The sequence below is a fragment of the Micromonospora craterilacus genome, assembly GCF_003236315.1.
In the GTDB taxonomy this organism is placed as follows: domain Bacteria; phylum Actinomycetota; class Actinomycetes; order Mycobacteriales; family Micromonosporaceae; genus Micromonospora; species Micromonospora craterilacus.
Genome location: NZ_POTY01000213.1, coordinates 1 through 12,717 on the forward strand (window position 1 = coordinate 1; position 12,717 = coordinate 12,717).

The following is a 12,717-nucleotide window of genomic DNA, read 5'->3' on the forward strand; positions in this document are numbered from 1 at the left end:
GGATGGTGGGGTGGGGGACGCGTACGCCGGTGTCGACGAAGCCCACTCGCTGGTACGCCCGGTAGGCGCGGTCGTTGCCCACCACCACTTCGAGCATCAGCTCGTTCCGCCGGCAGGCCCGGGACCAGGCCGCCACCGCGGCCACCAGGTCGGCGAGCAGGCCGCTGCCGCGCCAGGCCGGCGTGACGTAGATCGCGTAGAGCACGGTGACATCCGGCTCGGTGGGGTGCGCGATCCCGCCCGCGTGCCCGACCAACCGGCCGCCCGGACGGCCCGGGTCCGCCACGAACTGCGCGGTGTCGGCACCGGCCGAGACCCGGGCGACCCGGGCGGCGTACTCGGCGTGCGGTCGGGCGGCCGCCTCGGCGACGGTCTCCAGGAAGGCCAGCGGGGCGTCGGCGAGCATCTCCAGGCGCAGCGCGCGCATCCGGCCGGCGTCCGTGGGCCGGACCCGCCGGATCTCGGTGAGCCCTCGGCCCGTCCCGTCCGCGACGGTGGTCATGACCGAATGCCTACCACAACGACGTACGACGATGTCGTCGGCCGGAATATGTCCGATTTGTGGTCGTGCGCCGCCGTCACGCCTCGTGTACCGTGCGATTTCGGTCACCGTTTCAGTGGTCGTCGCCGATCGCCGAAACCGGTGGTTTCCGGGGTGCCGGCGCGCCGGCAGTCCGGGGTAGTGGAACGCCGCGCAGAGTGAGGACAACACCGTGGCACAGGGCACCGTGAAGTGGTTCAACGCCGAGAAGGGCTACGGCTTCATCGCCGTCGACGGCGGGCAGGATGTCTTCGTCCACTTCTCCGCGATCGAGATGGACGGCTACAAGGCGCTGGACGACGGCCAGCGGGTGGAATTCGAGATCGCCCAGGGCCAGAAGGGCCCTCAGGCCGAGCAGGTACGCGTCATCGCCTGAGCGCATGCCACCCACCCCGCCGGCCGATCGTCGGTAGGGGTGGCGTGATCGTGGCCGGTGGGGGCTGCGACGCGGGCACCTCACAAGGGAAGATCATGAGCCGATCCAGCCGTCGCTGAGGAGGGTTCATGTCCGACCAGCCGCCCCCGGCAGTTCCGTCCTCGTCACCACCGGGTGAACCGGACCCGTCTGCCGGTCAGGCCGGCGCGCAGCCACCTGACCCGGCGGCCTCCGGCTGGCAGCCACCTGCCCCGGCGGTCTCCGGCCCGCAGCCACCTGACCCGGCGGTCTCCGGCCCGCAGCCGCCTGCCCCGGCGGCCTCTGGCTCAGAGCCATCTGCCCCGGCCGCTCCCGGCGCGCTGCCGCCTGACCCGGCCGCTCCCGGCGCGCTGCCGCCTGACCCGGCCGCTCCCGGCCCGGCTGGCGCTCTACCACCCTGGGGCGAATATCCCGCCGGGCCGGCACCCGGCCAACCCGGCATGCCGACGCCCTATACCGGCGAGCCTTATCCCGGCCAGCCCTACCCAGGTCAGCCCGACCCGAGCCAGCCTTACCCGGGTCACCATTACCCCGGCCAGCCCTACCCAGGTCAGCCCGACCCAGGTCAGCCCGACCCGAGCCGGCCCTACCCGGGTCAGCCTTACCCCGGCCAGCCCTATCCGGGTCAGCCCTACCCCGGGGCCGACCCGGGTCAGCCGCCCTATGGCTGGTACCAGCCGGCCGGATACGCCCTCGACCCGTCCGACGCCCTGGTCACTCCGCCCGGTGCCGGGCTGGGTGGCTGGTTCGCGCGCTGCGTGGGCGCGGTCCGCCGAGGCTGGCGGCTGCTGCTACCGATCGTCGCGCTCACCCAGGTGCTGCCGGCGGCGGTGCTGTCGTTGTTCGTGCTTGCCGTCGACTCGTCGGCACGCTGGGAGGCCGAGCTTGCCAGCGACACGGCCGTGCTGCCCGCGGCCTTCTGGGCCGACATGTCCGCGTTGCTGGGCGTGCTGTTCGGGGGGACTCTGGTCTTTCTTCTGGTGCAGTGTGTCGGGTGGGCCGCCGGCACCTGGGTGATCGCCCGGCAGGCCGCCGGTCAGCCGACCGACCTCGGTACCGCGCTGCGCTACGGCCTGCGGCGGGCGCTCGGCCTCTGGGGTTGGAGCCTGGTCTTCGAGCTGCTCATCCTGGTCGGCTTCTGCTTCTGTTTCCTGCCCGGCATCTACGCGATGTTCGCGCTGGCCATGGCCGGACCGGTGTACCTGTTCGAGCGGAGTGACCCGATCGGCCGATCGCACCGGATGCTGCGGAACCGACCGGGCCTGGTGCTCGGCCGGGTGGCGCTGGTGCTGTTGGCCGTGATCGGCGTATCGCTGGCCGCGAGCATGGTGGAGTCGGTGGCGGTCCTGCCGCTCGGTGCGGCGCCGCTGGAAACCCCGGGTACGGCGGTGGCTGCCGTCCTGACGATCGCGGTGACGGCGCTGCTGGCGCTGCCGGCCCACCTCGCCCAGCTGGTCGGACTGGTCGTCGCGTACGCCGAGCAGCGGGCTCACGAGGGCCCGGTGAACAGCGCGCAACTGGCCGCCGAACTCGGCTGAGCCCGGCCGTCGTGCTTGCACTCGGCAGGGCAGAGTGCTAAACAAGTCATTGGCACTCGCATAGCGTGAGTGCCAGCTGGTCGGGGCGGTGGGGCCACGGCCGCGCTCGTGGCATAACCACGGGCGGGGCACATGGTCGGTCGTCGCGGGCTATCCGGCCCGGCCGAGGAGACGTCGCCGTCGCCAGGTGGCGACGTCCCAAGGTGCGTACACCAGACGGCCCATCCGGGGCACACACTCGGGTGGCCCGTGAGTGTCCAGGAGGACAACGCCGTATGGCCAAGATGATCGCGTTCGACGAAGAGGCGCGCCGCGGCCTCGAGCGGGGCATGAACCAGCTCGCCGACGCCGTGAAGGTGACCCTCGGCCCCAAGGGCCGCAACGTCGTGCTCGAGAAGAAGTGGGGTGCCCCCACCATCACCAACGATGGTGTGAGCATCGCCAAGGAGATCGAGCTCGAGGACCCGTACGAGAAGATCGGCGCCGAGCTGGTCAAGGAGGTCGCCAAGAAGACCGACGACGTGGCCGGTGACGGCACGACGACGGCGACCGTCCTGGCCCAGGCTCTCGTTCGCGAGGGCCTGCGCAACGTGGCTGCCGGCGCCAACCCGATGGCCCTGAAGCGGGGCATCGAGGCTGCGGTCGCGAACGTCTCGGAGGAGCTGCTGAAGCTCGCCAAGGACGTCGAGACCAAGGAGCAGATCGCCTCCACCGCCTCCATCTCCGCTGGTGACAGCAGCGTCGGCGAGATCATCGCCGAGGCGATGGACAAGGTCGGCAAGGAAGGCGTCATCACCGTCGAGGAGAGCAACACCTTCGGCCTGGAGCTGGAGCTCACCGAGGGTATGCGCTTCGACAAGGGCTACATCTCGGCCTACTTCATGACCGACCCGGAGCGTATGGAGGCCGTCTTCGACGACCCGTACATCCTGATCGCCAACAGCAAGATCTCGTCGGTCAAGGACCTGCTCCCGATCCTGGAGAAGGTCATGCAGGGCGGCAAGCCGCTGCTGATCATCGCCGAGGACCTGGAGGGCGAGGCCCTGGCCACCCTGGTGGTCAACAAGGTCCGGGGCACCTTCAAGTCGGTCGCCGTCAAGGCGCCGGGCTTCGGTGACCGCCGCAAGGCCATGCTGACCGACATCGCCATCCTCACCGGTGGTCAGGTCATCAGCGAGGAGGTCGGCCTCAAGCTGGACGCCGCCGGCCTTGACATGCTGGGCCGCGCCCGCAAGGTCGTGGTGACCAAGGACGAGACCACCATCGTCGACGGTGCCGGCGACGCCGAGCAGATCCAGGGCCGGGTCAACCAGATCCGGGCCGAGATCGACAAGAGCGACTCCGACTACGACCGGGAGAAGCTGCAGGAGCGCCTGGCCAAGCTGGCCGGCGGTGTTGCGGTGATCAAGGTCGGCGCGGCCACCGAGGTCGAGCTGAAGGAGCGCAAGCACCGCATCGAGGACGCCGTCCGCAACGCCAAGGCGGCCGTCGAGGAGGGCATCGTCCCCGGTGGTGGCGTCGCGCTGGTGCAGGCCGGCAAGACCGCCTTCGACAAGCTGGACCTGGCCGGCGACGAGGCGACCGGCGCGCAGATCGTCAAGATCGCGCTGGACGCCCCGCTGCGGCAGATCGCCGTCAACGCCGGCCTTGAGGGTGGCGTCGTGGTCGAGCGGGTCCGCAACCTCGACGCTGGTCACGGCCTCAACGCCGCGTCCGGCGAGTACGTCGACCTGCTGGCCGCGGGCATCATCGACCCGGCCAAGGTGACCCGCTCGGCGCTGCAGAACGCCGCGTCGATCGCCGCGCTGTTCCTCACCACCGAGGCCGTCGTGGCGGACAAGCCGGAGAAGACCCCGGCCGCCCCGGCTGGCCCGGGTGGCGGGGACATGGACTTCTGAGTCCAGTTCCAGCAGTACAGCACTAACGCGAAGGGGCGGGCCGCGTCAGCGGTCCGCCCCTTCGGTTATCGGGGCAGGGGGCGCTGGTTGCGCCGCTTCTGCGCCCGGTCGTACGGCGGGCGGTGCGGGACCGGCTCGTCCACCAGGATGAGCGGTTCCTCGGGCGGTTCGGCCGCTCCGGTCATCTCCGCGAGCTGCTCGGCGTCGCCGTAGTCGAGCCGGTCGATCGGCAGTGGGCCCGGGAGCTCGTGGATCGGGGCCCAGGTGACCGGCGGTGCGTCCTGGGTCTGATCGTCGTCCGTGGTCATGGCTGCCTCCTCTACCGAAACGGTAGGGGGGCGTCGATGGCCCAGGCGGCCGAATGGCATTATCAGGGTCTATGCACTATTCGCCCTAGTTTGAGGTGTCGAGCGTCCTGCGGTACAGAAAGAACACCCGCTCGATCCGGGCACCCGCGCTACCCGAATAAAACGGCACCGGCCCCACCCAGCCGATCTGCGCTGCGGCGATCCCCGCCGCCCACTGGTCGCGCAGGCAACGGCGCAGGAGAACACCGCCGATGCCCGATCCCTCGGCGGCAGGTGCGGTGCCCATCGGCCCGAACCAGCTCGGCCGGGACGACCCGTACGCGGCGAATCCGAGCACCTCGCCGTCGCGTACGGCGAGGTGGCAGCCGGCGTCCGGGCGACCGAACGAGCCGGCCAACTCGGCCTCCCAGGTGCCGCCGAACGTGGTGCGGGCGAAGGCGGCGAGCGCCGGCAGGTCCGCCGGCTCCGCGCGGCGTACGGTCACTCCCTGCCCGGCCAGCCGGGACTCGGCGGCCTCCGTCGACCGCAGCGCCGGCGAACCGTCGTACGACAGGTCGGCGGTCATGTTCCAGGCGGTGCGATCCTGGCGGTAGCCGAGGGCGAGCGCGAGGCAGACCGCCGGGGTGTAGCGGACGTCGATGCCGGGCCAGGCGTAGTTCGGCGGGTTCCCGGCGAGCAGCACCTCGGCCGCACCGAGGTCGGCAAGCGCCCGCTCGACGTGCCCGAGCAGGGCCCGCCCGACGCCCCGGCGCCGTAGCCGGGGCTCGACGGCCAGCAGGTCCACGTGCCCGATCCGGCCGTCGGCGGCGGACAGCGAGCCGATCAGTACGCCGACCAGCTCGTCCTCCCGGTACCCGCCGAACACCCGCACCGTGCGGTCGGCGGTGGCCCGCCGCCAGAGCGTCTCCACCAGGGGGCCGGCCTCGGCCGCGTCCTCCGGTAGATCGAGCGCCCGGTGGCAGAGCTCCACCACCTCCGGCGCCTGTTCCAGGGTCAACTCGGCGATGCGGATCCCGGCGTCCATGGCTGCCGACCCTAGATCACAACCGGGAGGGGCGTGGCAGTCCTCGTCCGGCCGGCGGTCAGGGCTGGGAGGTGATGCCGCCCCGGCCGCCGAACGGGTCGTCGACGGCGGACTTGGTGACGACGTGGATGACTCCGCAGCACAGGGCCACGACCAGCGCCGGCACGCCCAGCAGGATCAGCAGCGCCATGCCGCGCCAACGGGCTGCCGAAGGCGACGGGAAGGAAGCCGCTGCGCTAGGTGAATGACCGTGCATGAGCCCGCAACTTAGCAGGTCAAAGCCAGTTTGTTTACCCCTGGACGAGATCTGCTCACGTTGTGTGAGGTCAGCTGCGGGTGGCGCCGACGGCAGCGTACGCGTCGACCAGCCCGGCACCGGCGATGTTCCCCGTGCCGCCGCAGTCGTCGGCGCGGTTCTGGGCGCGGTCACCGGCCTGGACCGGGGTGGCCGTTTCGCGCAGGATGCGCCGGGTCCGGTCCAGGTCGCCGATCAGTTCCGGTCGGGCCGACCACATCAGCGCCACCACGCCCGCCACCTGAGGGGTGGCCATGGACGTGCCGTCGAGCGCGGCGTACCCGCCGCCGGGCATCGCGGAGAGCACGTCCGCCCCCGGTGCCATCAGGTCCGGCTTGGCCAACCCCGACGAAGCCGGGCCGCGGGAGGAGAAGTCGGTCACCCGGCGTCGGTCGTCCACCGCGCCGACGGTCAGCACGTCCGGGTACGGCGCGGGTGGGTCCTGTACCGAGCCGCAGAACGGGCCGGTGTTCCCGGCCGCCGCGACGACGAGGATCCCGGCGGCCTCCAGCGCATCCGTGGCCGGCCGCAGCGCCTGCGGATCGCAGCCCTCGATCGGTGGACAGCCCCAGGAGTTGGTCAGGATCTCCGGCGCCCGGGCCGGCCGGCCCTCGGTGAACGGGTCGCCGCCGGGTGGGAAGGGCGCCAGCATGAACTGGAGGCAGTCCAGGTAGGCGGCGGGACTGCCCAGGTTGCGGTCGAGGTTGACGCAGCCGACCCACTGCGCGTCCGGTGCCACGCCGATGCCGCCCCGCCCGACCGCGCTGCCCGCCGTGTGGGTGCCGTGCCCGCTGCGGTCGGTCGGCGTCCGGGTGCCGTTCCACGGGTCGAACCACGAGTCGTCACCGCCTCGGAAGCCCCCGGCCAGGGCCGGATGCCGCCCGTCCACCCCCGAATCGGAACTGCCCACGGTCACCCCGGCGCCGGTGACCCCGAGTTCGGACCAGACCCGGTCCGCGCCGATCATCGTGATGTTCCAGGTCGGGCCGGTCGGGGCGGGAGCGTTGCCACCGGCCGTGCCGGCAGGCGCCGGCAGCGGGCGCAGTCGTTGGCTGACCAGGACCCGGGCCACCTCCGGCCGGCGGGTCAGCCAGGCCCGTACCGCCGGCCCACCGTCCACTTCGAGCGCATTGACCAGGTAGTACGGGGTGTGGTCCAGGCGCAGCCGGCGCAGCTCCCGCCGCAGGTCGGCCTGGCTCCGCTCGGCGGTGTCGACCAGCCGCTGGTAGACCTCCCCGGCGCGGGCGTCCCGGCCGGCCTTCCCCGCCCCAGCCGGCAGGCCGGTCAGGTCCGCCTGTTGTCGCAGCACCACGAACAGCCGCTCGCCGTGCAGACCCGGCTGGCCGGCGCCGACGCCGACCGCGCCGACCGTGACCAGCAGGGCCAGGGCGGTCGCCGCGGCCATCGCCCGCCGGGGCGAGCGGGCCGAAGGCCGGGCCAGCAGCAGCCCGTACGCGATCGCCAGCGCGACCGCCACGACGAGCCCGGCACCGGTGGCGACCGCCACCCAGAACGGCACGTCCCGGGTGCCGGCCAGGAGCAGGCTGATCTCCTCCGGGTCGGTGTACGCCAGCGGGCCGAACACGCCGAGCCCGACCAGCCAGGCGGCGGGCGTACGGCCGGCCGGCCGGGCCGAGCGTCGGTTCAGGGCGTGCAGCGCGGCCAGGGCGAAGCCCGCCGGCGGCAGCGCCACCAACAGCGGCAACTGAGCACCGGACTGGCCGGCACCGGCACCGATCAGCAGCAGGACGACTCCGGCGACCAGGCCGCCCACCAGCACCAGCCGGGCCGGCCGGGGTGGCTCGCCGAACTCGAAGTGGCGCCAGAACCGGGCGTCCAGCAGCACCCCTGCCAGCGTCCCGACGGCCGCCGCGGCCAGCCCGGCGAGCACGGTCTCCAGCAGCCCGCCGAGCGCGCCGAGCCACACCCAGGGCAGCAGCAGGGCCAGCCCGGCGGCCACCGCGAGCAGGGCCGCCACCGACGGGCGTGGCCCGGCACCGCCGGGCCGCCCAGGCCCGAAGACGCGGTGGGTCAGCCGGTCCGCGACCAGCGCCAGCAGCCCGGCCGTGGCGGCCAGTGCCGCGAGGTACGCCTCGTGGTGCACCGGGGGGATCGCGCGCAGCAGCCCGAGCACGCCCAGCGCGAGCGCACCGGCCAGCCAGACCCGGCCGGTGACACGGATCGCCGCCGTCCGGGGGATCAGGGCCAGCGGCAGTGCGGCGGTGCCGATCAGGAGCACGGTGAGCAGGCAGAGCACCGGCCAGAGCAACACCAGCCGATCCAGCCCACCGACCAGCAGCACCTGGTCGACCAGCCAGCCGCCGCTCTGCGACAGCACGGTGACCGCGACCGCCCAACAACCGGCCAGCACCGCCGCGACGACGGCCCAGGGGCTGCCGACACTGCCGGATGTGGAGTAGTCCGCCCGCATCCGCACACAGTACGACGCACACCGGTGGCGGGCCGGGTGCCGGTCGGTCGTGGGACGGATCACCGTGGGCGTGGCCGGTGCCGTCCGGTGCCGGTGGGGCTAACGTGGACGGGTGCGCGATCCACACGTTCTGCGATCCGTTGCCGGTCAGCTCTCCCCCTCCCGCCGCGCCGCCGACCTGCGTCGGTTGCGGGCCGAGCGCTTCGACGTGCTGGTCATCGGCGGTGGCGTGACCGGTGCCGGTGCGGCCGTCGACGCCGCGTCCCGGGGGCTGAAGGTGGCCCTGGTGGAGGCCCGCGACTTCGCCGCCGGCACCTCCAGCCGGTCCAGCAAGCTGATCCACGGTGGCCTGCGCTATCTGGAGCAGTTGGAGTTCAACCTGGTGCACGAGGCGCTCACCGAGCGGGGCCTGCTGGCCACCCGGCTGGCGCCGCACCTGGTTCGTCCGGTGCCGTTCTTGGTGCCGCTGCCCGCCGGGCAGGGCGTGCGCGACCTGCCCGCCCGGCTGTTCCGTCGCGCCTACTACGGCGCCGGGGTGGCCGCGTACGACGCCTTCGCCGGCCTCTTCGGCGGAGGCCGGGGCATGCCGCTGCACCGGCACCTGAGTCGGGAGGGGGCGCGCCGGATCTTTCCGAGCCTGCGCGCTGACGGGCTGGCCGGCGCGATCCGCTACTACGACGGGCAGGTGGACGACGCCCGGCTGGTGGTCACCCTGGCCCGGACGGCGGCCAGCCTGGGGGCGACCGTGGTGAGCAGTGCCCGGGCGGTCGGGCTGATCCGGCAGGCCCGGGAGGTCACCGGGGTCCGGGTCCGCGACCTGGAGGCGCCGGCCGGCTCACCGGAGGCCGAGTTCGAGGTACGCGCCCGCACGGTCATCGCCGCCACCGGCGTGTGGACCGACGACATGTCCCGGATGCTCAACGACGTCGGGCTGCGCCCGGGCATCCGGGTCCGTGCCTCCAAGGGCGTGCACCTGGTGGTGCCCCGCTCGGCGATCACCGGCGAGACCGGGCTGATCCTGCGTACGGCATCCAGCGTCTTGTTCGTCATCCCGTGGGGCGGGCACTGGATCATCGGCACCACGGACACCGACTGGCGTCTGGACCGCTCGCACCCGGCCGCCTCCGCCAGCGACATCGACTACCTGTTGCGGCAGGTCAACACCGTGCTGGACCGGCCGCTGACCACCGCCGACATCGAGGGCGTCTACGCCGGGCTGCGCCCGCTGCTGGCCGGCGAGGCGGACTCCACCTCCAAGCTCTCCCGGGAACACGCGGTCATCGAGCCGATGCTCGGGCTGTTGCTGGTGGCCGGCGGCAAGTACACGACGTACCGGGTGATGGCGTCCGACGTGGTCGACCGGGCCGCCCGCCGGCTCGGTGGGCAGCGGCCGTCGCGTACCGCCGACCTGCCGTTGCTCGGCGCGGACGGGTACGCGGCGATGTGGCGGGATCGGGCCGATCTGGCCCGCCGGCACGGGGTGCCGGTCGGTGTGGTGGAGCACCTGCTGGAGCGCTACGGCAGCTTGACCCTCGACCTGCTCGCGCTGATCGACGCCGATCCGCTGCTGGCCTCACCGCTGGCCGGTGCACCGGAGTACCTGGCTGCCGAGGTGACCTACGCGGCCCGGGCCGAGGGCGCGTTGCACCTGGAGGACGTGCTCACCCGGCGTACCCGGATCTCGATCGAGACGACGCACCGGGGCCTGGAGTCGGCCGAGCACACGGCCGAGCTGATGGGCGCGGTGCTGGGGTGGGACGCCGCGCGGCGGGCCCGCGAGGTGGCCCACTACCGGGCCCGGGTGGAAGCGGAACGGCAGTCCCAGCTGATGCCGGACGACGCGACCGCCGACGCGGCGCGGCTGGGCGCGCCGGACGTGCGGGGCTACGCCGCGGACCGGGGTGTCGACGACGCCGGGCTGCCCCGCTGAGCGACCCTTGGGGATCGGTAGTGGTGGATATCCATCCGGCCGGTTACGCTCGCTACCTACGGTGGGGTAAGTTCCGCGCGTGATGGCGCTTTCCTGGTCACGGCTGGCTTCCCTGTCCACCACCGCCCTGCTGGCGGTCGCGTTGAGCGGATGCGCCCCGTTCGGCCATCAGGCCGGATCGGCGGCCGACACTACAGCCAGCGGACTGCCCGGGGCCGGAGGAGCCGCGACCAGCGGTCAGGCGCGGGTCAGCCTGCTGCAGAAGAAGGGGACGAACGGCCCGCTGCGCACCCTGAACGTGGAGCCCGACGGCCGGTGGGAGTGCATCAACTGCGCGGGTGACGGGGTCACCTCGACCGGCGTGCTGAGCGAGGAGCATCGCGAGCGGTTGCAGTTGCTGCTCGCCGACCCGACCCTGGCGAAGGAGACCGACGAGGCGCGCGGGTACGTGGCCGCCTGCATCGGCGCCCTGACCTCCAGCCTGCTGACCGCCGCCGGCCTGATCAGCTCGCAGGACTGCCCCGGGGAGGAGCGGTCGCCGGTGGCCGAGGAGATCCTGCTGCTGCTCACGCAGAACACGCCCGCCGAGCTGACTTCGTAACGAGGGTCAGAGCACCTTGCCGGGGTTGAGCAGGCCGGCCGGGTCGAGCGCGTGCTTGATCGCCTGGTGCACCCGGACGCCCACCGGCCCGATCTCGCGGGCGAGCCAGTCCCGCTTGAGCAGGCCGACGCCGTGCTCGCCGGTGCAGGTGCCGCCCAGGTCCAGACCGAGTCGCATGATCTCGTCGAAGGCCCGCCGGCCGCGTGCCAGGCTGGCCGGGTCGGCCCGGTCGACCACGATGTTGGGGTGCATGTTGCCGTCACCGGCGTGGCCGACCACGCCGATCGGCACCTCGCACTCGGCCGCGATCCGGGCCACCCCGTCGAGCAGCGCGGCCAGCGCGCCCCGGGGCACCGCCACGTCGTCGATGATCAGGCCACCGTTGCCGCCCGGGTACGCGTCGGCGGCGTACTTCTCCATCGCCGGGTGCGCCAGCCGTCGGGCCTGCAACAGGGCGGCTGCCTCCACCGCGTCGGTGGCCGCGTACACCTCCTCGGCGCCGGCCGCCTCGCAGACGGCGGCCAGCTCGGCCAGGTCCGCGGCCGCCCGGGGGCCGGTGTCCGCGGCGGCCAGCAGCAGCGCCTCCGCGTCGGTGCGCAACCCCATCGGCCGGTACGCCTCGATCGCCGTCAGGTGCGTGCGGTCGAGCAGTTCGAGCAGGCTGGGGGAGAGTCCCCGGGCGGCGATCCGGGCCACGGCTTCGCCCGCCGCGGTGGTGGAGCCGAAGACGGCCACCAGGGTCAGCGACTCCGCCGGAGCCGGACGCAGCGCCACGGTCACCTCGGTGATCACGCCCAGGGTGCCCTCGGAGCCGACGAAGAGTCGGGTGAGGTCGTACCCGGCCACCCCCTTGGCCGTACGCCGGCCGGTGCGCAGCACCTCGCCCGAGGCGAGCACCACCTCCAGGCCGAGCACGTACTCGGTGGTCACGCCGTACTTGACGCAGCACATGCCGCCCGCGTTGGTGGCGACGTTGCCTCCGATGGTGGACGACTCCCACGAGCCCGGGTCCGGCGGGTACCACAGGCCCTGCTTGGCCACCGCCGCGCTGAGCGCCGCGTTGACCACGCCCGGCTGAACCACCGCGATCCGGCTCACCGGGTCGATCTCCAGGATCGCGTCCATCGCCACGGTGCTGAGCAGCACCGCGCCGTCGACGGCGTTCGCCGCACCGGCCAGCCCGGTCCGCGCCCCCTGCGGCACCACGGGTACGCCGTGCCGTCCGGCCGCCCGGATCACGGCGGCCACCTCCCCGGTGCTGCGCGGCCGGGTGACCGCCAGCGGCGTACCGGCGGCGCACAGGTCGGCCTCGTCCCGCTCGTGCCCGCGCAGCAGATCGGGGTCGGTGAGGACCGCGTCCGGCCCGAGGGCGGCACGCAAATCGTCGAGGAGGGGGGAGGCGGCCATGTCGCCGAGGCTACGACCGGTCACCGGTGATCATCAACCTCGGGGCGGCCACCCGGTACCGTGGCTGCCGTGATCTACGTCGACCGGCCGGCCTGGCCGGCGCGGGGTCGTCTCTGGTCGCACCTGATCAGCGACATCTCCCTCACCGAGCTGCACGCCTTCGCCGAGGCGCTGGGTGCGCCCCGGCGCGGCTTCGACCGGGACCACTACGACATCCCGGCGGAGCGGTTCGCGCCAGCGGTCTGGCTCGGCGCGAACGTCGTCCCCAGCCGCGAGCTGGTCCGCCTACTCCGCGACTCAGGCCTCCGCCGCCCCAAACACCTGACCCG

General features: G+C 73.1%; 12 protein-coding genes. 6 read left to right on the top strand and 6 right to left on the bottom strand.

Annotation, left to right across the window (positions count from 1 at the left end; genetic code table 11):
• Positions 1–502, bottom strand: a 502-nt coding sequence (locus C1I95_RS26145; protein WP_111217649.1) for a GNAT family N-acetyltransferase, incomplete at its 3' end; no start/stop codon positions are given.
• Positions 503–713: 211 nt separating this feature from the next.
• Between C1I95_RS26145 and C1I95_RS26150 the strand changes: the two genes are divergently transcribed.
• The 3 genes from C1I95_RS26150 (at position 714) to groL (ending at position 4,392) form a co-directional block, all read left to right on the top strand.
• The gene (locus C1I95_RS26150; RefSeq protein WP_111217633.1) at positions 714–917 is read left to right on the top strand and encodes a cold-shock protein; all 204 of its coding nucleotides are present in this window, start codon (positions 714–716) and stop codon (positions 915–917) included.
• Positions 918–1,396: 479 nt separating this feature from the next.
• A complete protein-coding gene (locus C1I95_RS26155; RefSeq protein WP_146605851.1) occupies positions 1,397–2,494 on the top strand; it encodes a hypothetical protein in 1,098 nt (365 codons plus the stop codon).
• A gap of 275 nt (positions 2,495–2,769) precedes the next feature.
• Positions 2,770–4,392, top strand: a complete 1,623-nt coding sequence (groL, locus tag C1I95_RS26160) for a chaperonin GroEL (protein WP_111217637.1) — start codon at positions 2,770–2,772, stop codon at positions 4,390–4,392.
• 65 nt (positions 4,393–4,457) lie between these two features.
• On the opposite strand, the gene C1I95_RS26165 is transcribed toward groL, so the two are convergent.
• The 4 genes from C1I95_RS26165 to C1I95_RS26175 form a co-directional block, all read right to left on the bottom strand.
• Entirely contained in the window at positions 4,458–4,700 is a 243-nt protein-coding gene (locus tag C1I95_RS26165) for a hypothetical protein (RefSeq protein ID WP_233513893.1), read from the bottom strand.
• Positions 4,701–4,785: 85 nt separating this feature from the next.
• A complete protein-coding gene (locus C1I95_RS26170; protein ID WP_111217639.1) occupies positions 4,786–5,724 on the bottom strand; it encodes a GNAT family N-acetyltransferase in 939 nt (312 codons plus the stop codon).
• A 58-nt stretch (positions 5,725–5,782) separates the two neighbouring features.
• Positions 5,783–5,914, bottom strand: coding sequence for a hypothetical protein (locus C1I95_RS36955; RefSeq protein ID WP_267900719.1), 132 nt, complete (start codon positions 5,912–5,914; stop codon positions 5,783–5,785).
• Between the two features lie 136 nt (positions 5,915–6,050).
• On the bottom strand, positions 6,051–8,450 hold the full coding sequence (locus tag C1I95_RS26175; RefSeq protein WP_111217641.1) for a S8 family serine peptidase: 2,400 nt from the start codon (positions 8,448–8,450) through the stop codon (positions 6,051–6,053).
• Positions 8,451–8,562: 112 nt separating this feature from the next.
• Here C1I95_RS26175 and C1I95_RS26180 point away from each other — a divergent pair, with 112 nt between their 5' ends.
• Together C1I95_RS26180 and C1I95_RS26185 are read left to right on the top strand one after the other, a co-directional pair.
• A complete protein-coding gene (locus C1I95_RS26180; protein ID WP_111217643.1) occupies positions 8,563–10,380 on the top strand; it encodes a glycerol-3-phosphate dehydrogenase/oxidase in 1,818 nt (605 codons plus the stop codon).
• 82 nt (positions 10,381–10,462) lie between these two features.
• Positions 10,463–10,981 carry a hypothetical protein gene (locus C1I95_RS26185; RefSeq protein WP_199523914.1) on the top strand — a complete coding sequence of 173 codons (519 nt, stop codon included), beginning with the start codon at positions 10,463–10,465 and terminating at the stop codon, positions 10,979–10,981.
• A gap of 6 nt (positions 10,982–10,987) precedes the next feature.
• Here the strand turns inward: C1I95_RS26185 and C1I95_RS26190 are convergent, their stop codons facing one another.
• On the bottom strand, positions 10,988–12,388 hold the full coding sequence (locus C1I95_RS26190; RefSeq protein ID WP_111217647.1) for an FAD-binding oxidoreductase: 1,401 nt from the start codon (positions 12,386–12,388) through the stop codon (positions 10,988–10,990).
• Between the two features lie 69 nt (positions 12,389–12,457).
• On the opposite strand from C1I95_RS26190, the gene C1I95_RS26195 reads away from it, so the two are divergent.
• Positions 12,458–12,717: DUF4031 domain-containing protein (locus C1I95_RS26195; RefSeq protein ID WP_111217653.1), on the top strand; the 260-nt coding region annotated here is incomplete at its 3' end.

What these genes read in the sequence shown, in the direction of transcription:
- C1I95_RS26170 (WP_111217639.1), bottom strand. Translation starts at nt 5,724, where the DNA reads ATGGACGCCGGGATCCGCATCGCCGAGTTGACCCTGGAACAGGCGCCG.
- C1I95_RS26175 (WP_111217641.1), bottom strand. Translation starts at nt 8,450, where the DNA reads ATGCGGGCGGACTACTCCACATCCGGCAGTGTCGGCAGCCCCTGGGCC.
- C1I95_RS26190 (WP_111217647.1), bottom strand. Translation starts at nt 12,388, where the DNA reads ATGGCCGCCTCCCCCCTCCTCGACGATTTGCGTGCCGCCCTCGGGCCG.
- groL (WP_111217637.1), top strand. Translation starts at nt 2,770, where the DNA reads ATGGCCAAGATGATCGCGTTCGACGAAGAGGCGCGCCGCGGCCTCGAG.
- C1I95_RS26185 (WP_199523914.1), top strand. Translation starts at nt 10,463, where the DNA reads ATGGCGCTTTCCTGGTCACGGCTGGCTTCCCTGTCCACCACCGCCCTG.
- C1I95_RS36955 (WP_267900719.1), bottom strand. Translation starts at nt 5,914, where the DNA reads ATGGCGCTGCTGATCCTGCTGGGCGTGCCGGCGCTGGTCGTGGCCCTG.
- C1I95_RS26165 (WP_233513893.1), bottom strand. Translation starts at nt 4,700, where the DNA reads ATGACCACGGACGACGATCAGACCCAGGACGCACCGCCGGTCACCTGG.
- C1I95_RS26155 (WP_146605851.1), top strand. Translation starts at nt 1,397, where the DNA reads ATGCCGACGCCCTATACCGGCGAGCCTTATCCCGGCCAGCCCTACCCA.